Raw genomic sequence first — 20,558 nt, 5'->3', positions numbered from 1 at the left:
TAGCAAGCGAGCTGCTGTCTTAAACTTATCAAGGAGTGGAGAGCGTGAAGAGAAGCCGGTATTATCCGTTTGAACGGAACCGTTATTTCTATGGCAAGCTTTTGACGGTGCGTGACTTTGAGTCGGAACAGAAATACGCCAACGACAAGCGCCGGCTGTTGAACAGGCTGACGACAGGCAGCGGTGTTGTCTCCGGCATGCAGGTCGTGCCCGTGGACGACAAATCGATTACGGTCGAGATGGGCGTCGCGATTGACTATGCCGGTCGGGAGATCGTCATTCCTTCGCCCGTTACGCAGAAGCTGTCCATGATCGACGGCTTTACGAACAACGAATACATGAAGAATGTGTACCTTTATGTCGCTTATGACGAGAAGGGCAAAGAGCCGGTTCATGCCATTGCCAATTCGGCCGTCCGTTCGGAGGAAGTGAGCGAATATAATCGTATTCTCGAAAGCTACCGGCTGTTCGTAACCGAGGAGGCGCCGGATCCGGCATCGTTCGAATACGTGCGGCTGACGGAGACGATCGCGCCGATCTATCAGGACGGGCATGTCCGGATCTACCAGCGCATGCCGAAATATATGAATCCTGACGCGGTTGGCGACGTTACGCTCGTCATCGAAAAGACGCTGCAGACGCCTAAGATCGCGATTGAATTCGACTACGAATGCGATGCGTTATATTCGATCGGGGTAACCCGCCAGCATGTCTCCTTTGCCGATCCAGGGGACGGCCGCGATACGGAATATACGTTCAAATACGCGGTCAAAGCGGGTAATCCGGCCAGTGGCCGAGCGGCGCTGCGTATCCTGCGCGAAAGCATTAAATTGACGATCGGCGATGCCAAAGTGGCGGTCGACGCCAATCCGCGCCATGAGATCGAGCTCATTCACGATCGGATTCCGGAGCGGATCGTGCGCGATTATTTCGAGCGGACGCTAGATCAATCCCTCGACGGCATGGCGGAGCAAAGCATCTGCCTAGCCAAGATCAGCCTCATGAAGATGGGGCCGACCTACATGATCGAGAAGGTGGAGCGTGTTCCGTTCGGGGAATACGTGCACAATCCGTCACTGCTGCAGCGGGTCGGAGGATTCGGCGGTCAAGATGCGGTCAGCCGGTTCTTCACGAAAGCCGAGGCGCACGAGCTGCCGAACGGATCGAAGCCGAACCTTGATGTGTCCTTCAACCCCGACCGGAGCGAATTCACGTTCAAGCTTGGCGTTCCGCAGCCGCAGCACATTCAAGACGAGATTGCGACCGGGACTGTGACGGTGGAGCTCGAGCCTAGCAACAAGAGCGGCTTGTATTTTTTCAGCAGGGGACAAAAGAGCTACGTGACGGAAGAGATCGCCTCGACGTTGGGCGCTGGACAATTCTATGTGCAGGTCGGATTGGAAGAGAAGGATATCCACGTAACCAGCGATCTTCTTCAGTCCGGCGATCAGGTGTATTATGGCAATGCCGACGTGTTCAAAGGAAGCGAGTTCGAATCGCCGCTGCCAAGCGTTACGTTCGGCACGATCGTCTACCCAGCTAAAGGCACGTTCCGGATCGGCATGAAGCTCAGCCAAGCGACGGAAGCATCCGCAATCAAGCTTCGCTGGTGGGCATTCAAGAAGCTGCCAGGCTCGGAAACGGCAGCTGTCGTCGCGACGTCCAAAGCGGCTTCGAAAGAAGCAGCGGCGGGGCAAGAGGGAGAATAACCGAAGAAGGAACAGTCAGATGCAATCATGAGGTTCTATGCATCCAACCTACGCCGTGCGGCCATATGGCCTGCACGGTTTTTTTTCGCGCATGGATGCTTCTTCGTGACCAAGGGAGCCGAAGAGGCCAGGCTCGCCACAAAAGAAAAACCTTCTCTCGCTGGGCAGCAAGAGAAGGTGATGAAGCCGTTAAGCAAGGTCAATGCTGACTGCTTAGCGTCTTGACGATCGACAGCCGAACCGGCTGCGATTTGTTCTTGAGATACGTAAAGGTGAGAATATCGTTGCCCCATATATAGATGACGACTGTTTTATCCTCGGATAATTTCGCTTTCTGACCTTTAAGTTTTTGCGCCTCGGCCAGCTTCAGCACCTCGGCGATGACCGGCTTGTTCCACGTATTGAGCTCGGATACGTATGATTCTTCCGGATTCGCTTCATCCGCTTGCATGACGAACGACATCTGGTACGCGGCGTAGACGAGCAGGTTAGGCGACGAGGCGAGCGAATCTGTGGCGCTCGCTTCGCCGCCGCTTGCCGCATCCTTGGCCGCGGCATCCTTGGCAGCTTTCGCTGCCGGCGTGTCGCTGCCCGGGTCGATTTCGTCCAGCTCGCTCACGTTGTTCTCCGGTTCCGCTTCGCTGCTGGCCAGCTGAATCGAACCGCCTAGCATGGCTGTCTGCCCGTTGGCTGGCTTCGCCGCGTTGACGTCGGCACCGCCTGCGCTATTCGAATTCTTGGGCGACGTCGTAGAGGAAGCATCGCCGCCTGAGGCATTCGCGCCGGCGCCTTCTTGCGTCGTCGAAGGCGTAGACGGGGTGTCCGAAGCAGCAGGAGCCTTGCTCGGGTTCGATGCTGTTCCGTCCGCTGGCGCCTGCGTCTCGTTACCGGTGGTCACGCTATCGGCCGGAGGTTCGACCACCTCGGCCGGTTGTTCTTCGTCAGCCGTCGCTTCCTCTGCAGGAGGGTCTGCTTCACCGAGCACGTCGAGCAGTTTCTTGCGTGATTGGTCGAGGAAGCCCTGGACGTTAATATTGCCCGATTTGAAGTAGCCTTTGTAGAACGGGTTGCCGTCCTGATCGTGCATCGTACCGACGCCGTCATATAAGCCGTCCTTGAATTTGCCTGCGTAGAGCAGCGCTCCTCCGCTTGCGAAAGCTTGACCATCGCCGCTTGCGAGCCCGCCCAGGAAGTTCCCGGTATAGACCGGCGCCCCGGATTCGTCCGATAACGTGCCGGCGCCGTTGTATTTGCCTTGCTGGAATAACCCCTTGTATTTGACCGCGCCCGACGGATAATACTCGGTGCCTTCGCCTGACAGCGTGCCGCTCTTGAACAACCCTTCGAATTCCACGCTGCCATCCTTGCGGAATAGTTTGCCTGCGCCTTCATAGACGCCGCCGTTCCAGTTTCCTTCGTACTTCGGCTTGCCGTCTTGATCGAACGATTTGCCGGCTCCGGCGTAGAGATCCTGCAGGAACGCGCCTGTGTAGAGCGGGCGTCCTTGCTCATCGTATAGCGTACCGCTGCCTTCGAATTTGCCTGCGGCAAAGTCGCCTTCGTACTTGACCTGCGTGCCGCCCGGATAATACAGGATGCCGGCACCTGCATATTGATCCAACGCGAACGCGCCTTTGTACAGCACGTTACCGTCCGCATCGAATAGCGTTCCGCCGCCTTCCTTCAGACCTTTGACGAAATCGCCGCGGTAAATCACCTTGCCCTGACCGTCATAAAGCACGCCGGCTCCTTCATAGACCCCGTTCGCTAACGGGCCTTCATAGATTAGCTGACCCTCGGCGTTCTCGACCTTAGCTGTTCCAGTAAATCCTTCAGCCGACTTGGAGGATGCTTCGATCGTCGGCGTACGGGCGAATAGCTTATTGACGAACTTAGGCGGCTTGATGAAGCCGAAATAAACGATCACCAGCGCGAGCAGCAAAATGATGACGACCAGCTTCTTGGCGATATAGAACCGTCCGAGCGGGAAGTAATTCTTCACCGATTGCTCTTTGGGGTTGAGGATGCCGCGCACGAACCTCTGGAGCCAAGCCATGATGAACTTCGGCAGCTGTTTGGCTTGCCGAAGCGGAGCGAGCACGCGTTTGCGGATCGGGTTAATGAATGGTTTGAGGAATTGCTCGATCATTTTCATTAGGGCACCTGAATGGTGAACTGACCGGGCATCGTGACTTGAATGACGCCGCCCCAGTTGCACATGCATTTGGATGAATTGTTGAGCGCCGGAAAGTTGCTGACCAGCACGGTTGGCGAACCGGGCGCCCAGGGCGCGGCGGTAACGGGCACGCATGGCATCGGGGTTAACGCGCCAAACGCCGCTGCCGTGGCCGCCGCGACGGTCGGATTCGCCATCGATTGGCACATGCCGAACGGCATAATATTGAGCATCGGTTTGTTATCCATTATATTCGCGATCGGCGTCGACGTTAGAACGCGGTTCACAGGCAGCACGTTCAGCGTGCTAGGGGCCATGCCGAACGAGCATTGCAGCATTGCGCCTTGACAGACTAACTGTCCCATTCGTGTTTTCTCCCTTTGATACGAGCTATTATTTCTACTATTAATAATAGTACTATAAAGCAAATTAAGCCATCAAGAGAAGATGTCGGATTATGGCGAATGAAGGAAAGTTTAAGTGTTGCGGCTTACCTGTTTGTAGTAGTATAGAAGTAGATTCTATAGACCGATTGGAAATGGAGCAATTGGCAAATGAAACCGAATTCGAAGAAAAAACCGCCGGCGCAGCCATCCGCCAGGGGAGTGGTCTGGCTCTGCATCGCGCTTATGGCGCTTGCTTCGCTCGCGATCTATTTATTCGTTAATCGCGAAGTGCTGAAGTCAAGCCCGTTCCAATCCGCGACGCCGCTGTCGAACGTATCGGCGCTTGCGAGCGACGGGAATGGCGGCCGTTATGTCATCAGCGAGGAGAAGCAGCGGATCGAGGCGTTCGACGCGCAAGGGCGGCGTCTATTCCAAGTCAATCAGAGCCAGCGCAGCGGTGCCGCGCCGAGTATCTATACGGAACTCGCCGTTGATGGGGAAGGACGTCTGTACGTCCTCAACACGCAGTTAGACGATTACGGACTATACGTGGTCTCCGAACATATTCTTCGTTATACGAAGGAAGGCAAGCTGGACCGTCAGCTATTCGAATGGAAGGGCGACCGGAGCAGCAAGCGGATCGGCCAAATTAAAGCGCTTCAGGTGAACGGAGACGAGCTATCGTTCTTTATTTCGCGCAGTTCCAGCGTCGAACAGAAGCGCATGAAGCTGTCCACGGGCGCATGGGACCAGCCTTTCGCGTTCAAGCTGCCTCCGGACCGGTACATATCCGAGATTACTGGCCACGAGCCGGGCAAGATTTATTACGCGACCAAGCGGGGCTCCGTCTACAGCGTCGGGAAAGACGGCCAAAGCACGAAACTTTATCCGACGACAGTGATGTCCGCCACGCGCAAAAATTTCCCGGAACGGCTCGAGATTGGCGAACGCGACAGCGTGACGTTCATCGATCGGGCGCAGAATACGGTCACCCGGCTTCGACCGGCGGCCAAACAGCCGCTGGAGACGCTCTCGCATGCCGAGATTAGCGCGGCGGGCGAGCTTGCCGACTACGAGATCGGCGACGCATCGAGCGTATATGTCCTAGCTGATCGCCTCGTGGAGGAGAATTCAGCAGGCGAGCCGATGCGAACGGTGGACAAGATTACGTACAACAACGAAGAGCGTCTGCATCATTGGCTTGTTTGGACGGCGGCAGCGGTCGCGGCGCTTCTTGTGGTCATCGCGCTCCGGTTGATTTATATACACGTCATGCGGCGGCGTATCTCGTTCTTCCTGAAGCAGATGGTTGCGTTCGTTCCACTCATCGCGATATCGATGGTGCTGCTCTCCAACTCGATCTATCAATCGTTCTCGGCGAAGATGGAAGAAGAGATGCAGCGTGAGCTGTCGGTACTCGCCCAGAGCGGCAAGTACATTATTGACGGCGATCAACTAGAACGGTTGACGTCGCCGAACGATTATATGAACTACGACTACCTCCAGATCAAAGAACGGATGAACGTGCTGTTCGAAGGCGAGAACAGCGAGAACCGGCGTGGATTGTACAGTACGGTATACAAGTATGAGGACGGCAAGCTGTACATCATCACCGATGACAACGACGGCATCAATATGTTCAAGCCTTATGAGCTGACGTCGGAGAATTTGGCCGTACTGGAACAGGGCCAAATCCGCAGCAATTCCGGCGACGATGCGGAAGGACAGTGGACATATGCCTTAGCCCCGATCTATAACTCGGAGGACAAGATCGTCGGTATCTATGAGACCGGCCGCGACCGCAATGTTCTCAATCAAGAGAATCGCCAAATCTTCGATAGCGTGATTCGGCAGATTATCCTCATCACGTTCCTGATCTTGCTCGTATTCGTCATCTCGTCGTATTTCTTGCTCGCCTCGCTTCGCAAGCTTCGCAAGAGTGTCACGGATATAACGAACGGCAATTGGGACGTCGAAGTCTCGATTCGGTCCCGGGACGAAGTCGCGGATTTGGGCGAGCAATTCAATCTGATGGTTCGCCATATTCGGCAGTATATTCGCGACATTACCGATTTCAGCGAAGCCTCCTACCGGTTTGTTCCGCAGCAGGTCATTAAGTATTTGGGCAAGCGCGGCATATTGGACGTTCATCTTGGCGATCAGGTGCAGCAGAACATGGTCGTCATGGTCGCCAAAATCCGGTCGTTCTATGAGATGACCAAGCGGTTGACGCCGAAGGAGAACTTCAACTTCATGAACTCCTTCCTAAGCCGGTTCGGTCCGATCGTCCGGAAGGAAGAAGGATTGATCAGCAGCTATTTGGGGGCGGGATTCATGTCGCTCTTCCCGACTCGAACGGAAGACGCGATCCAATCGGCGATTGCCATCCGCAAGGAACTGATCGTCTATAACGGCCACCGCCGCAAGTCCGGGTATCCGCCGGTCGATCTGGGAATCGCCATTCATAAAGGCGCGCTGATGATGGGCATTATCGGCGAAGAGTCGCGGATGGAGAGCAACGTCATTTCCGATGATGTCAGCTTGACGACGCGGCTGGAAGAAGTGTCGGAGCAGCTGGGCGCTTCGATCCTCATCACACGTACCGCCTTGGAGACGATGGAAGCGCCGGAGCGATTCCAATTCCGGTGGCTGGGGCGCATTCAGCTGGACAGCAAGGAGCTTCCGCTGGAACTGTACGATATTTACGAAGGGGACGAGGAGACGGCGCGGCTGGGCAAAGACAAAACCAAAGCGCTCTTCGAGCGCGGTGTCGCCTTGTATCAGGAAGGACGTTTCTTCGACGCCCGCGAGACGTTCGTGGAGGTCATTAAGTGGAATCGGCAGGATAAGGCGGCCAAATTGTATTTTTATTTGTGCGACGAATATTATCAGCACGGCACTGCAGCGGATTGGAACGGTACGCTTGCCGTTTCATAAGAGGAAAGGACTAAGCAGCATGAGTACGAATCGCTACCAGGTTCAATCATTGCAAACGGAGGAGGACGCGGCGAATATAACCGCGTTCTTCCTGTCTGATCGCTCGTTTGACGATACGCGTCACACGCCGGGGGAGATCGAACATTTTCAGAACAATCCGTTGCGAGCGCTGGACGGGGAATATACGTACCGTTTCGTGACGCGTGAGAACGATGGCATTATCGGCGTGAACAGTTTCATGGAGAATGAACAGCGAACGGGCGGCTATTATTGGGATTATATCGTTGTCCATAAGGCATTCCGTAAAGACGGTGTCGGATCGCTGCTCATCGAGGATATGATCGCGCTTCTGCGCAGCCGGGGAGCGCGATACATTATTACATACACCTGCGATCTGGAATCGTACCTGCCGATACGCCGGCTGTTCGAACGGCACGGATTTGAGGTCGCGGGAAGAATGAAGGACTATTATTTTGAAGGCGAGGACCGGCTCGTCTATTATTTGAAGCTGTAATCGCGAGTGGGTGCAACGAACATGATCAATACGTTGTTAAGATGGATCGGCGTCAAACTCGAAGACCGGCGGAAGCTGGCGATGATGACCCCGATATTTTTTCTGTGCGGCATTTCCGAAATGCTGAATTATAACGGGTATATGACCTTATTCAATGAACGGTTCGGCAGCGAATACTTGCCATACGTCTATGCGGCCGAAGCCGTGATTCTGCCGATAGAGGCGTGGATTATGTCCTGGGTTGCGAACCGGTTGCCCAAGCCGCAGTGGATGAGGACGATGTTTATCGTCATGGGCGCGATCGTGGCGCTGAACGCGGTCGTGCTCTTGATCGTTCGGCTAACTGGACTCGACATGCTATTCTATTATCCGTTCTTGTTCCTGACCTCCAGCTTCGTCGTACGCCAACAGACGATACTTCTCTGGAGCTTGGCAATCGACCTCTGTCCGACTCAGCAGGCGAAGCGGGTCATGCCCGTATTCGTCTCCGGCGCAGCGCTCGGGGGTATCGCGGCAGGTCTGATCAGTCAAGCCGTCAGCCGTGCGCTTGGCGCCGATGCGGTGTACATGCTCGCGCCGCTGCTGCTGCTTGCCGGATCGTTCAATTATTGGCGATCGATCTCGGTCTATCTTGTTCCGCTGACGCTGAAAGAAGAACGCGCCTCGAAGGGAGCAGAGCCGGAGGGTGTCAGTTCGTTCGCGATTTTCAAGCGGGTGTTCCAATCGCCGTACTTGCTAGTCGCAGTGGCGATTATGACGCTGATGCCCGCCTTGTACTTCCTTATGGAATATACGTTCTTGTCGCAAACGCACCGGTTCTATCCGGATGAGACGGACTTCGCGGCGTTCTTCGGGCGAGTGACCACACTGCTGTTCACGTTCGCGCTGCTGCTTCAGCTTGTCTCGGGCCGCCTGATGAACGCGCTCGGACCAAGCAGCATGCTGGCGGCGATCGCGGCGGTATTCGCCGCCAGTTTCGTGCTTGTCGGGGTTACGCTCGGAATGGATATGCTGTTGTATACGCTCTCGGCAGGCTATATGTTTGTCTACTTGCTGCTCTATTACTTTGCGGAACCCGCGAATCAGATGTTCTTCAAGCTGCTGCCCATCCAGGAGCGGGATGGTTACCGTTATGTCGCGCAAGGTATCGCGGCTTCGGGCGGCATTCTGCTCGGCGCGCTGCTGCAATACTTGCACGCAGGCGTCGGTCTGTCCTGGACGCTGCTCGTATGGACGGGAGCGATTGGTTCAATCCTGCTCGTCGCGCTTGCGATTCTGGGCAGACAGCTGTACATTAGACAGCTCGTACGCACGGTTCAGACGATGACGACGGGAGGGACGGATCTCGTCTCGGCGCTGGATGAATTCGTCCAGCAAGGTCGATCGGATGCGGTGCTGCAATCGCTGCTTCGTCACGAGAATGATTACGCCCGTGAGCTAGCGCTTGAACTGATCGGGCGATTGAATCAACCCTCTTATCTGCCGGAGCTGTTGAAGCTCGCCGACGATCCAAGCGCGCGGCTTCGATTGGCTGCGCTGCGTGCGATGCGGCTGGATCATGCGGGTCTGCAGACGCTCGTTCGCGTAGCGGCATTCTTGGAGGATGACGATTTCGAGGTGCGTGCGCAAGGTGTGAAGCTGCTTGGAACTGCGATACATATGCCGCATCAAGCGGTCTACTTCGTCCGGCTCAAGCTGCTTGATCCGCATCCGAAAGTCGTGGCAGAAGCGATCAAGGCGTTGTTCGCGCTCGGCAGCGAGTCGAGCTACGACGCGTGCTATGAAGTGATTGAGCGGTATTTGGACGAGATGGGCGAGCCTGCCGTCTATATGTGCCGGACAATTGCCGAGCTTGCGCTCGTTCGTTTCCTCCCCGATGTCGAACGGCTGCTTGGCGATGCAGACCCGGCTGTGCGGGCCGAAGCGATCAGCTGCATGGGCGCATTGCGGCATACGGAGGTTATCCCGTGGCTGCTCGAAGGGCTGGAATGGGCGGAACCGGCGCTGCAGGAGACGACCGTCGAAGCATTCTCGCGTATGGGCGAGGAAGCGATTGAACCGCTTCTGCTCTACGTGGGCGAGCTGCCGATGAAGGCATGGAATGTTGCAGTTCGATCGCTAGCAGTCCTGCTGGATGAAACGCGCATCCGCGAGCTGCTCGTGCCGCAGGCGGCTAACGCAGCTGCCTATCTCCGGCAAAGCCGCGAGCTTGCAGCCGCGCTTCATGCTGGCGGCGATCAAGGCTTCGCGGAATTGGCAGCCATGCGCAGCGACGAATTGCGCCAGCTTGTGCTTGGCGGATGCTGGGCCGTCATGGACCGTCTTGGGGATGAAGAGGTGATGCGCGCGATCCGTCTGGCAACCGAGGACGCGGACGAGGAGGTCCGCGAGAACGGCATGGAGGCGCTTGCCGAAGGCGCTGGCGACAAGCGCCTGGCATCTGCGATTCTACTTCTCCTGTCGGAGTGGAAAGAGCTTGCGCATGTGAATATGAATGAAGCGGGCATTCAGGCTGTGCTAGAACGTATGTTGGTGGATCGGGACTCGTGGCTGCGGATGTTAGCGGCGGATGTAGTCCATAGAGAGGAGAGTGCGGAGATGCACGAGCCGCGTCAATTAATGGGCATGCTGGACAAAGTGCTGTTTTTGAAGGAAGTGCCTTTCTTCAAAAGGCTCACGTTGGAAGAACTCGGCTATGTGGCGGGCATCGCGGAGGAGGAGAGCTTCCCGGCGGGCAAGCGGATCTTTACGATGGGGCAGCCGAACATGTCCATGGGCGTCATTATGGAAGGCTTCGTCGAGCTTACCGCCGGCAGCAGCGATGAGGTTATTGCCCGGCTCGGTCCGCGCTATGTCTATGGCGAATCCTCATCGCTCTACGGGACGCTGGCTACCACGAACGGCATGGCCGCCGGACCGCTGCTCCGGCAGTTGACGATCGAGGGTCAAGCGATGTCCAGGCTGATCCAGCTGCATCCGGGCATCGGCATCGGCATGCTTCGCGCCACGTTCGAGCGGGTGCGCAGATTGGAGCAGCGGATCGCGAAGCAGCAGGGGTAGGCTTGCGGGAAAGAGACCGGCGTTACGATGTACCTTGAGCTTACGTGGCATCTACACCTTCATTCGCGTATTGATCGGCTGCTTGGCGGAGCGATTCGGCAACGAGTCTGCGAAGCGCCGGCGGCTGTACGACCAGAACTTCGGGGCCGAATCGCAGCAGCTTGCGGGCCATGAACGGGATCTCTTCAATCGGCACCATGCCTTCCCATCTGTCTTCAGTCATTTCGGCAAAATCAGGATCATTCTGTGCGATACGGCCTCCGAAAGGTGTGAACTGAAGTGTGACGCCTACGCGCTCGCGCCGATCCTCCTGGTTCATCCAATCCGTTAATGTCTGGAGTTCGGGCAACGTTCGCTCTAACTTGCGCACTTCGTGCATGCGATCCGCTCGATACAACAGCGTACGTTCTCCCCTTAAAGCGGGTACATACCAGCACCCTTGTTCGTAATACAGCCCAAGCGGGAACGCTTGGGTTGTTTTCATTCCGCCCGTTGAAGCATACGCGAATGATAGTTCTCTCTTCTCCATGGCCGCTTCCAAAATGAGGGTCGTATACGGTGCCATCACGATGGACGCGCGCTGCATAAAGGTCAGATGGTCGCTGATCCGGTCGATTTGGTCTTTCGTATCAGAGGGAAGGGAACCATAATAGTGATCGGCCAAGTGGCTCCGGATCTCTCCGTATGGTGAGTCGGGAACGAATTCCAACAGCCGCAGCAGCATGAACAATCCGACTGCTTCGAATTGGTTGAGCTGCAATGGCGGCATGAGCCGGTTCGGCAGCGCCCGATAACCACCGCCGGCGCCAACTTCGGTATACAGCGGCATCCCGATCGACTGCAAATAATCCAGGTCGCGCTGGATGGTCCGTACGGAGACGCCGAATCGTTCGGCCAATTCGCGAGCCGTGAATTTTTTGCGTGAATCCATAATCTGCATCAGTGCCAAGCGTCTGCCGTTCATCTCCAATAACTCCTTTAATTACGTCATGTTATGTCATAGTTTGATGATACCATGAAGTCATGAAAGGAGTGAATCATAATGACGAAGCAAAAAACAATCTTGTACATTGCCATGAGTTTGGACGGTTACATTGCGAGAGAAGACGGCTCGGTCGACTGGTTGGAGGCGGTAGAAGGGGATGGCGACAACGGTTACGGCGCGTTCTATGAAGGGGTAGGATCGTTGATCATGGGCCGGGCCACTTACGACATCTGCTTGCAGCTTTCGGAGCAGTGGATGTATGCGGGCAAACCATGCTACGTGTATAGCCGAACACCGCGGCCGAGCGGGGAGTTGGTCGAATTTACGTCGGAATCGCCGGACCGGTTAACCGAACGGCTGCAGCAAACTTCTCAAGGCCATATTTGGCTGATGGGAGGCGGCGAGATTGTACGGATGTTCTTGGAACGCGACTTGATCGACGAGATGCAGTTGGCGATCATTCCAACTGTATTGGGAAGAGGGATTCCGCTATTCCCTGTCGACACGAAGACCTCCGGCTTTCGACTGGATGAAACAGAGAAGCACGGCGACATCGTGATCATTACCTATACGCGTCCGTAAACAACACGTAAGCCGTGTACAAACGTTGATCGACCAACGTTTGTACACGGCTTTTCGTTTTACGGCGTCCAGGTTTGCGGTTGCCCTTGCTCATCGTAATAATGGATTTCGGAAGGCGTAATGTCCAAGATGACGTAATTCGGGTCTTCTGGTCCGTCGAACCACTTCGAGAGCTCTTCATTCCACAGCTTCTGCCGTAAGCTATCGTCCTTCGTGATCGAAGCAGTCCCTTCTAGCTCGACGACTTGGGGAGGCGTCCCCTTTTCATAGCCGAGCAGCAGCGATACATTCGGGTTTTGCTGAAGCTCTTCGACTTTTTGTGTTTTGCGGTCTGTCGCCAAATAAATGTTGAGGCCATCATGAAATACAGCCATATATCTGACCTTCGGCTTGTTGCCCTCTACGGTAGCGAAAGCAGCGATCCGATGCTTGTCCATCGCCTCGAATATTTTGGCCTGCAGCTTGTCCTTCTCCGCGACTGTCAATTTGATCCTCTCCTTTACATTTACATAAATGTTCGAAGTTGGCGCCAATCTGTACACCCTGTAATTACCCAATAACATGCCAAGCATCACGCTAGCTCGTTTTTGAACCTTATTCTTGACGTGTGCCTGCATTTCCCTCGCCACGTGAAGGCGCACTTGCGTTAAGATGGCTAAGTTACGTTGAGGGAAGAGCTTCATCGTCGAACTAGACCAGAGACTGACATATCTAGGGGGAGAATGACGGGTGAAAATGACTGTAGGCGCCAAGCTGCAAAGCGGATTTTTGATTCTGTCCGTGCTCATGGGTACGATCAGCTACGTGTCTTATTCTAATATAACGAATGTCCGCGATTCCTATGCGGATTTGATTAACCGCAAAGCGGCAATCGTCGTGAATGCGAAGTCCATCCAAAACAACGCCTCGCAGGAGATTTGGAAGAAATCGCGGCTTCGGCCGTGGATTTGAGCAAGTTGGCGCAGGAGCTGCAGGAAGCGGTGAGCGTATTTAAGGTATAGTCCGTCCGGGATCAATCAAGTATCGAGACGCTAATATATACAAAGAACCTGCCGCGGAAGACGACAGGTTCTTTTCTTTGCTCTACATCGACGATTTATCACACGGATTCCGGATCGTTTTCGTCGATCATGCCGGTGGGTTCATACACGTTGATCGTGCTGCTCTTGCCTTTGAACAGCTTCTCGCCGACGAACGCGTAACGGAAGTGCGATTTGGTCGCTTCGTACGTCGATTCGGAGACGAGCACTTGCCCGGCTGTCGTGCTGGACTCGATCCTGGCCGCGATATTGACGTTATCGCCGATGGCCGTGTAGTCGATGCGCAGGAAGGAGCCGATATTGCCGACGACGACAGTGCCCGTGTTGATGCCGATGCCAATATTGACTGTCACGCCGTGCTTCTCAAGAATCGATTGCCGGATGGCGACCATGCCTTCTTGGATTTCGAGCGCGGTCTTGACCGCATAATATTCGTGCTCCCTTACATCCAACGGCGCATTGAAGATAATCATGGCGGCATCGCCAATGAATTTGTCGATCGAGCCGTGGTTATCCAGCGTTGTCTTCGTAATAAAGTTGAACATCGTATTCAGGAAATCGACGACTTCTTCAGGCGACAGCTTCTCGGAGAGACTCGTGAATCCTCGAATATCCAGAAACATGATCGTGGCGTCTTTGCTGACGCCGCCAAGCTCGATCTCGATGTTGTCTTTGACGATCTTCTGGACGAGCACAGGCGAGATATAACGTCCGAACTGCTTGGTAATGAAGTTCTTCTGCAGACTTTCGGCGAACGACTTGATCGTAATATTAACCAGGAACGTCAGGACGAGCGCGAACATCGTATAGGTGACGGTCAGAATGATGTGCTGCGGATATACAAAATATTGCCCGCCGAGCAGCAGCGTCATCGCGATTAGAAAATAGAGCAGCGCCCAAAGCGAACGAACGCGCCATACCAAGAAGAGCGTCAACCCGTATAGAAGCAGCATGCCGGCCAAATCGACCCAAGGCGGAATGACCTGAATGTGTACGTTGTTCAAGAGCTGATTCACGATATTCGCATGCGCGTAGACGAGCTTCATGCTTTTCTCGATCGGCGTGACCCCTTCGTCGGTAACGCCTGCCGACGTATAGCCGACGAGCACGATTCGGTCCTTGAAATTCTCAAGCGGCACTTCGCCGGTCAGAATATAGGAGAAGGGTATCGTCATAAAGCCGTTCCCGTCGCTGACGTACTGGATCGTCATCTCCGACATCGGATTCGGACCGGGGTCGGAGTAGGCGAGAAAATGGTCGACGTCCGCTCCGTACATTTTCGCAGCTTGGAAGGCAAGCGACGGGACCCGACCTTCGGGCGTCTCGATCTGCAGCCACGTTCTTCGGATGACGCCATCATCGTCTAATAGCCGGTTTATATGAGCCGGTTGCACCACTTCGTTGAAGGCTGGAATCGGCTTGACGATTTCTTGCGCTTGCAGCGGAGCCGATTTGCTCGCGATCGATGTGCGGGTGAATTCATTCTCCGTATTAATGTAAGAAGGCATAATGACGTTATCGTACTTCGCGAGCGTGGCCGCCAAGTCGGCATCAATCTGCGGATCCTCGCCCGGATCGGTAAACAGGATATCGAAGGCGATCGCCTTCGGCCGATTCTGCTCCTCTTCAAGCGCTTCCAGGAACGAAATGTACACATCGCGGCTCCAGGGGAATTGTCCGAGCGTCTGAATCGATTCTTCATCGATGGCCACGACGACGATATCTTCATGAGGGGCTACCCCCTTCGCAGCTTGTCGCGTGTTGTAGTCGGCCAGCGAATACGATACGTTCTGCAGCGAGTCGAAGCCGTACACCGTGAGCAGGACGGCCAGGATGAATAAGTTGAAGCTCCATTTCCATTTGCGAAGGCTCTTGTTCATTCCGTTCTCTACCTCATTCAGTCGGATATTTAATTAGTCCTATCATACCATGCGCTTGGGAATTAGAGGTCGAAAATCATAGAATGACGTCGGATCTGCGCGACAGTGCTGGCGAATCCTCACTGCCCGTGTATGGCGAAACGTGTTATACTGTACGTTATAGAAAAGTTTGCTAGAGGCAAACGAGAGAAGAGGATGGGAGAGGGAAGCATGTCGTACAAAATCGCTTTTTTCGATATCGACGGAACGCTTGTCAACGAAGATAAGGTCGTGCCGCAGGATACGATCAATGCCATACGCGAACTGAAAGCAGCCGGCGTGGAGCCCGTCATCGCTTCGGGCAGAGCGCCTTATTTCATTAAACCGCTAGCGAAGCTGCTCGGCATCGATTCGTTCGTTTGTCTGAACGGTGCACTTGCGGTCTATCGGGGCAAGACTGTATACAAACGCGTCATTCCACGGACAAGCATCGAGACGTTAGTTGAACTTGCGAGGCAGCATGGCCATACGCTCGTCTATGAAGGCGAACAGGACTTCTTCGCAAGCCGCGCCGAATGCCCGCTTGTGACGGAATCGGTGCTTTCGCTGAAAGTAGAGCTTCCTGGGACGGATCCGGACTTTTGGCGGACCAATGAGGTGCTTCAGCTGTTCCTCCACTGCGAAGATCATGAAGATGCGCTTTATGATTCACTGTTGAGCGAGTTCACGTTTATTCGCTGGCACCGCGGCGCGCTGGACGTGCTGCCTTATGGCGGGTCCAAGGCACAAGGCATCGAAGCGATGCTCCGCGAGCTCGGCATACCGGTCGCGGAATCGATTGCGTTCGGCGACGGTCTCAACGACAAGGAGATGCTCCGATTCGCCGGACTTGGCATCGCCATGGGCAACTCGCATCCCGAGCTGCTTCCGTTCGCGGATTATGTGACGACTTCGGTCGACGAATGCGGTATTCGCAACGGATTGAAATACGCCGGGCTGATCGCATAACGACGGCAGCCGACCTGCGAGAGCGGGTCGGTTTTTATGTAGACCCGGTGTGCTGCAACGAGCATAGGTGGCGACATTATTAACGAAAGTGTCACAGGATTTTGACAGATTGATGATGGATTGACGAACGATGCGTATGGAAGCGACGATTTATGATAGCATAAGAATACAAAGAGGAGTGAGGAGGCGTTAGCTCCATGAGCGCGATCAAAGGAAACCGGCTCAATTCCGGTTACGACCTGTCTACAGGGTCTCTATCTAAAATATTGTTCGATACGATAAAGGTCGGCATCATCAAATCGAATCTGATCTCGATGTTCGCGGGTCTAAGCATGGCGCTGCTGGTCGAGGACATCCCGTTCTACAATGAGATGAATCATATTCTGCTGGCGCTGATCGGCTCCGCGCTTGTGATCGGATCGGCTGGCGCTTTCAATAACGTGTACGATCGTGACATCGACGTCATTATGGAACGTACCAAGAGCAGGCCGACTGTAACCGGAACGGTGAGCAAGGGCAGCGGACTTGCGATCGGCATCATGATGGCGATCGGCGGGGTGGCCGCATTGTACGCCGCATCGCCGCTGTCCGCGTTATTCGGATTCTTGGGCTTATTCTTATATGTCGTTCCCTATACGATGTGGACCAAAAGAAGAACGGTTTATAACACGGAAGTGGGCAGCTTATCCGGCGCCGTCCCGCCGCTGATCGGTTGGACAGCGATTAGCTCGGATCTATCGCATATGGGAATTGCCGCGCTGTTCGTTCTGATGTTGGTGTGGCAGATGCCGCACTTCTATGCGATCGCGATTCGCAGGATGGAGGAGTACCGCGCAGCCAACATTCCGATGCTGCCCGTCGTGAAGGGCATGCGGCGTACGTACCGGCAGACGAATTTCTATCTGGTTCTGCTGCTGGTCTCGGGCTTATTGTTCTGGTCGTTCAGTCCGTTCGTGGCGATCACGTCCGTCGTGCTCAGCGCAGGCTGGCTGGTCCTTAGTTTAGCGGGGTTCCGCCGGATGGGGACGGATGGTTGGGCCAAATCGATGTTCATTTTCTCGTTGAATCATATTACGATTCTGCTGTTGATCGTGATCGGCTATTCGTTAATTAAGCCGCTGATGGGGTAGAATAACGTAACAAACAAAGAACCCGCCTGATGTCAGGCGGGTTCTTCGTTCAAAGATTAAGGAATCAGTTTCCACACATCGGCGGATCCTGGCGTTTCGCCTTGCGTCCACCATTTGGCTTCATAGTTCGCGCCGTTATACGACACTTTGCTGCCGCCGACGTATGCCGTCGTGGAGCTCCATGCCGGGTACGTCGTCGTCGTGCCGCCGGTTGTGGATACGGTCAGAGCAGAGGATGCTGCGGAAGTCGTTGTCGCATTTTTCGCTTTGACCGTGAAGGAGTAGGAAGTTCCCGCCGTCAGGCCGGTATTCGCGAAAGAAGTCGTTGTGGACGTGCCAACGAGTGCGCCATTACGGTAGATCTCGTAGCTAGTCGCGCTGGATACTGCAGTCCAGGAGAGCGTCAGGCTCGTGTTGGTGATGGAGCTAGCAGTCAGGCCAGTTGGCGTGCCCAGACCTGGGTTTGTCGTGCCGCCGCCGAAATTAGCGTCGATGACGTTGTAGAATGCGTTAGCCGTGTCGGCAACTTCCCATACGGCCAGGATGACATGGTAGCCGGATTTTGCAGGAAGGTTGCAGCTGCTTGCATAGTTAGTTGGCGGTTTAACGCCGTTGTAAGGAATATCGCAGAATGGCGTCAGGTTGAAGGAATCACGGGACAGTGGCGCGTTCTGGTTCCAGCCGTCTTTCGTGATGTAGTATTTCCAGCTCGCAGTTGCATGGTTCGCCGTCAGTTTCCATTGGAACGTGACAGGGCCGGCTTGCACGTTGACTTTGCTCCAACGTGTGGAGGATTGCTCGTCCAGGTTAGGGAACGCGCCGCCTGCGCTTGCGATTTTGCCGTCGGCAGGACCGGCAGCTGGCCAGCCTTTAGGTGCTTCAAGGCTTTGCGGCTCGTATACGATGGAACCGCAGTTCGTGTTGGCGCCGGACTTACAGAGTGCGGCACGGCTTGCTGGTCCTTCAATGTAACCATGAGCGGATGCTTTGTTGTTCGTGAACAACACCATCGACAGCGCGACCAGGAACATTACCCCGCCGGCAACGATCATTTTTCTGAGCAAAGCTTGATCAGCAAAACGCAGTGTCATACAATATTTTCCTCCTTAAAATGTTTGATTAATCAGTTTATTAAGCGCTTACATGCGTTGGCTTCTGCAGCCTGCATTGCCTCCTTTCGTCGAAACCTGTATGTCGTTGCTTGTAAAGCGACGGCCGGGTGATAGGTTAGTTGGCTTGCAGCGTATAAACGCCCGACTCGTTTATATCATTTATCATATAATACAGGCTGTTCTTCCACAATATAGCGTCGATTACACATACTAACGATTTCTTACACAAATCAACGATCGACAAAAAAATATCGGACAGGGGATGTTAGATGTGCTACAAAAGACATAGTAAATATATAATATGAGATAAACTGGTAATATAAAACAGAGTAATATCGTGATTTTACAACCAAACTATACCGGAATGACCTTAAAATCATCAAAATCATGTAAAGGGGATGAAACGATGAGCCGCAAAAGCAAAGACTTCGCCGGACAGCAGCAGGCATTTCAAACAAAGTCGAGCCATGCCGAAAATAATGAAGCTTCTGTGGAAAACAACAACCGCAGGCAAAAAGGAAGCGAGCCGAACACGCCTTCGACCGGATAGGAAGGTCGTACCTGATTGCTTGAAACAACAAACAGCTGGATCAAACGCGTCATTGACCCGTTTATCCAGCTGTTTTTTTGTATATTTTGTTCAGAATGACCGTCATCCCGAATAGGTGCCGAAATCGATATATTAATGAAGCGGAAATTCTCAAGTCTGCATGACGGCGGGGAGGACGCTCTTCAAGTTAGGTCTGGCGACCTGCAAGGATCCGCGTTCCTCTTCATACGCACAACCCTTTCGTCCTTGATTCGTGCGGATCGATCGGTCAACATACGCATTTTTTTGGGGCGGGGAGTGGATGATGTCGCATTTTCTATCATCGTAATTGAATACTATCATTTTTCGTTGTTCAGCTATATAGTTCCCTATTTCCGCCTTCGATACAATAAACGTACAACAAGGAACTGAAACGGTTACTGGAGGGAGATTTAACCGAAATGTATAACGAAAGGTTCTCCTTTTCAAATGGTTGATGCTCCAAGTTAAAGCGCTTTAAGCGATCAAACAATGAAAAAGGAGGAGGATTCTTGAATGGCGAATACACCTGCCGCCAGCCAGGACATTCAGATGCCGACGCATTTGGGAACATCCAAGAAAAGTGTAGTGAAGCGGTTCTTCAAGCAGCTTGATATTCAACTCATGGTGCTGCCAGCCCTGGCCTTGATCTTCGTATTCGCGTATATGCCGATGTATGGCGTATTGATCGCGTTCCAGAATTACAAATTGGGCGCAGATCTGCTTAATAACGATTGGGTAGGCTTCAAACACTTTCACGATTTCTTCACTTCACCCGAGTTTTATCCGGTCATGCGCAATACGATCGTCATCAGCGGTCTGAAGCTTATCTTCGGATTTCCGGCGCCGATCATACTGGCACTTATGCTGAATGAGATTAAGAAAATGTTTTTCAAAAGAGTCGTTCAAACCATTACCTACCTGCCCCACTTTCTATCCTGGGTTGTTATCGGCGGCATGGTCACCTCGATGCTCGCAACGGATAACGGAAGCTTCAATATGGCGCTTGAGAAGCTGAATTTCATCGATGAACCGGTGAACTTCCTATCACTGCCGGAATACTTCTGGAGCATCCTGGTTACCACGAACGTCTGGAAGGAAATTGGCTTCAGCTCGATTATTTACCTGGCCGCGATCGCCGGCATTGATCCGCATCTGTACGAGGCTGCCGCGATGGACGGAGCGAGCCGGTTCCGTCAAATGTATCTGATTACGCTGCCATGCATTATGCCTGTCGTTATTATTTTCATGATCTTGGCCATTGGTAACCTGCTCAACGCAGGCTTTGAAGATATTCTCATCCTCGCTTCCAATCCAGGCTTAAGGGACGTATCGGATTCGCTGGATGTATTCGTGGTTCGAGTCGGTATCGACAACTTCCGGTACTCTTATGCGACGGCGATTGGCTTATCCAAGGCAATAGTTAGCGTAACGCTGCTCACGATTGCCAATTTGATCGCCAGAAGAACCGGAAACAGTTTGTGGTAAAAAT

16 protein-coding genes are annotated in these 20,558 nt (G+C 53.9%); 10 read left to right on the top strand and 6 right to left on the bottom strand.

Features of this window, described 5'->3' with window-relative positions; all coding sequences use genetic code 11:
• The first annotated feature begins 44 nt into the window (after positions 1-44).
• Complete coding sequence (locus ACFFSY_RS24365) at positions 45-1,709, top strand: hypothetical protein (protein WP_377499008.1); 1,665 nt, start codon at positions 45-47, stop codon at positions 1,707-1,709.
• Positions 1,710-1,908: 199 nt separating this feature from the next.
• Here ACFFSY_RS24365 and ACFFSY_RS24360 read toward each other — a convergent pair whose 3' ends face one another.
• Entirely contained in the window at positions 1,909-3,858 is a 1,950-nt protein-coding gene (locus tag ACFFSY_RS24360) for a hypothetical protein (protein ID WP_377499007.1), read from the bottom strand.
• Positions 3,859-3,863: 5 nt separating this feature from the next.
• Positions 3,864-4,250 (bottom strand): DUF4280 domain-containing protein, encoded by a 387-nt coding sequence (locus ACFFSY_RS24355; RefSeq protein WP_377499005.1) that lies wholly within the window; start codon positions 4,248-4,250, stop codon positions 3,864-3,866.
• Between the two features lie 189 nt (positions 4,251-4,439).
• On the opposite strand from ACFFSY_RS24355, the gene ACFFSY_RS24350 reads away from it, so the two are divergent.
• From ACFFSY_RS24350 to ACFFSY_RS24340, 3 genes are read left to right on the top strand one after another with little or no spacing between them, the layout of a single operon-like run.
• Positions 4,440-7,208, top strand: a complete 2,769-nt coding sequence (locus ACFFSY_RS24350) for an adenylate/guanylate cyclase domain-containing protein (protein ID WP_377499003.1) — start codon at positions 4,440-4,442, stop codon at positions 7,206-7,208.
• Positions 7,209-7,227: 19 nt separating this feature from the next.
• Positions 7,228-7,722 carry a GNAT family N-acetyltransferase gene (locus ACFFSY_RS24345; protein ID WP_377499001.1) on the top strand — a complete coding sequence of 165 codons (495 nt, stop codon included), beginning with the start codon at positions 7,228-7,230 and terminating at the stop codon, positions 7,720-7,722.
• 21 nt (positions 7,723-7,743) lie between these two features.
• Positions 7,744-10,782 carry an Npt1/Npt2 family nucleotide transporter gene (locus tag ACFFSY_RS24340; protein ID WP_377498999.1) on the top strand — a complete coding sequence of 1,013 codons (3,039 nt, stop codon included), beginning with the start codon at positions 7,744-7,746 and terminating at the stop codon, positions 10,780-10,782.
• Between the two features lie 40 nt (positions 10,783-10,822).
• Here ACFFSY_RS24340 and ACFFSY_RS24335 read toward each other — a convergent pair whose 3' ends face one another.
• The gene (locus tag ACFFSY_RS24335) at positions 10,823-11,746 is read right to left on the bottom strand and encodes a helix-turn-helix transcriptional regulator (RefSeq protein WP_377498997.1); all 924 of its coding nucleotides are present in this window, start codon (positions 11,744-11,746) and stop codon (positions 10,823-10,825) included.
• A gap of 78 nt (positions 11,747-11,824) precedes the next feature.
• Between ACFFSY_RS24335 and ACFFSY_RS24330 the strand changes: the two genes are divergently transcribed.
• The gene (locus tag ACFFSY_RS24330; protein ID WP_377498995.1) at positions 11,825-12,349 is read left to right on the top strand and encodes a dihydrofolate reductase family protein; all 525 of its coding nucleotides are present in this window, start codon (positions 11,825-11,827) and stop codon (positions 12,347-12,349) included.
• A 59-nt stretch (positions 12,350-12,408) separates the two neighbouring features.
• On the opposite strand, the gene ACFFSY_RS24325 is transcribed toward ACFFSY_RS24330, so the two are convergent.
• Entirely contained in the window at positions 12,409-12,834 is a 426-nt protein-coding gene (locus tag ACFFSY_RS24325; RefSeq protein WP_377498993.1) for a pyridoxamine 5'-phosphate oxidase family protein, read from the bottom strand.
• Between the two features lie 244 nt (positions 12,835-13,078).
• Between ACFFSY_RS24325 and ACFFSY_RS24320 the strand changes: the two genes are divergently transcribed.
• Positions 13,079-13,300 carry a CHASE3 domain-containing protein gene (locus ACFFSY_RS24320; RefSeq protein ID WP_377498991.1) on the top strand — a complete coding sequence of 74 codons (222 nt, stop codon included), beginning with the start codon at positions 13,079-13,081 and terminating at the stop codon, positions 13,298-13,300.
• A 148-nt stretch (positions 13,301-13,448) separates the two neighbouring features.
• Here ACFFSY_RS24320 and ACFFSY_RS24315 read toward each other — a convergent pair whose 3' ends face one another.
• Complete coding sequence (locus tag ACFFSY_RS24315; RefSeq protein ID WP_377498989.1) at positions 13,449-15,269, bottom strand: CHASE2 domain-containing protein; 1,821 nt, start codon at positions 15,267-15,269, stop codon at positions 13,449-13,451.
• 210 nt (positions 15,270-15,479) lie between these two features.
• Between ACFFSY_RS24315 and ACFFSY_RS24310 the strand changes: the two genes are divergently transcribed.
• Together ACFFSY_RS24310 and cyoE are read left to right on the top strand one after the other, a co-directional pair.
• The gene (locus ACFFSY_RS24310; protein WP_377498988.1) at positions 15,480-16,256 is read left to right on the top strand and encodes a Cof-type HAD-IIB family hydrolase; all 777 of its coding nucleotides are present in this window, start codon (positions 15,480-15,482) and stop codon (positions 16,254-16,256) included.
• Positions 16,257-16,453: 197 nt separating this feature from the next.
• Entirely contained in the window at positions 16,454-17,386 is a 933-nt protein-coding gene (gene cyoE / locus ACFFSY_RS24305; RefSeq protein ID WP_377498986.1) for a heme o synthase, read from the top strand.
• A gap of 56 nt (positions 17,387-17,442) precedes the next feature.
• Here the strand turns inward: cyoE and ACFFSY_RS24300 are convergent, their stop codons facing one another.
• Complete coding sequence (locus ACFFSY_RS24300; RefSeq protein ID WP_377498984.1) at positions 17,443-18,477, bottom strand: lytic polysaccharide monooxygenase; 1,035 nt, start codon at positions 18,475-18,477, stop codon at positions 17,443-17,445.
• Between the two features lie 427 nt (positions 18,478-18,904).
• Between ACFFSY_RS24300 and ACFFSY_RS24295 the strand changes: the two genes are divergently transcribed.
• Both ACFFSY_RS24295 and ACFFSY_RS24290 read left to right on the top strand, forming a co-directional pair.
• Entirely contained in the window at positions 18,905-19,048 is a 144-nt protein-coding gene (locus ACFFSY_RS24295; protein WP_377498982.1) for a hypothetical protein, read from the top strand.
• 570 nt (positions 19,049-19,618) lie between these two features.
• On the top strand, positions 19,619-20,554 hold the full coding sequence (locus ACFFSY_RS24290; protein WP_377499274.1) for an ABC transporter permease: 936 nt from the start codon (positions 19,619-19,621) through the stop codon (positions 20,552-20,554).
• Positions 20,555-20,558 lie beyond the last annotated feature (4 nt).

It is taken from the genome of Paenibacillus aurantiacus (assembly GCF_042431225.1).
Classification (GTDB): domain Bacteria; phylum Bacillota; class Bacilli; order Paenibacillales; family Paenibacillaceae; genus Paenibacillus_Z; species Paenibacillus_Z aurantiacus.
Note: the sequence above shows the minus strand (reverse complement) of the source record. Positions and strands in the feature narration are given on the sequence as shown.

Coding starts and splice junctions, on each gene's coding strand:
- ACFFSY_RS24360 (WP_377499007.1), bottom strand. CDS start 3,858: ATGATCGAGCAATTCCTCAAACCATTCATTAACCCGATCCGCAAACGC.
- ACFFSY_RS24290 (WP_377499274.1), top strand. CDS start 19,619: ATGCCGACGCATTTGGGAACATCCAAGAAAAGTGTAGTGAAGCGGTTC.
- ACFFSY_RS24345 (WP_377499001.1), top strand. CDS start 7,228: ATGAGTACGAATCGCTACCAGGTTCAATCATTGCAAACGGAGGAGGAC.
- cyoE (WP_377498986.1), top strand. CDS start 16,454: ATGAGCGCGATCAAAGGAAACCGGCTCAATTCCGGTTACGACCTGTCT.
- ACFFSY_RS24300 (WP_377498984.1), bottom strand. CDS start 18,477: ATGACACTGCGTTTTGCTGATCAAGCTTTGCTCAGAAAAATGATCGTT.
- ACFFSY_RS24340 (WP_377498999.1), top strand. CDS start 7,744: ATGATCAATACGTTGTTAAGATGGATCGGCGTCAAACTCGAAGACCGG.
- ACFFSY_RS24295 (WP_377498982.1), top strand. CDS start 18,905: ATGAGCCGCAAAAGCAAAGACTTCGCCGGACAGCAGCAGGCATTTCAA.
- ACFFSY_RS24335 (WP_377498997.1), bottom strand. CDS start 11,746: ATGAACGGCAGACGCTTGGCACTGATGCAGATTATGGATTCACGCAAA.
- ACFFSY_RS24350 (WP_377499003.1), top strand. CDS start 4,440: ATGAAACCGAATTCGAAGAAAAAACCGCCGGCGCAGCCATCCGCCAGG.
- ACFFSY_RS24315 (WP_377498989.1), bottom strand. CDS start 15,269: ATGAACAAGAGCCTTCGCAAATGGAAATGGAGCTTCAACTTATTCATC.
- ACFFSY_RS24330 (WP_377498995.1), top strand. CDS start 11,825: ATGACGAAGCAAAAAACAATCTTGTACATTGCCATGAGTTTGGACGGT.
- ACFFSY_RS24355 (WP_377499005.1), bottom strand. CDS start 4,250: ATGGGACAGTTAGTCTGTCAAGGCGCAATGCTGCAATGCTCGTTCGGC.
- ACFFSY_RS24310 (WP_377498988.1), top strand. CDS start 15,480: ATGTCGTACAAAATCGCTTTTTTCGATATCGACGGAACGCTTGTCAAC.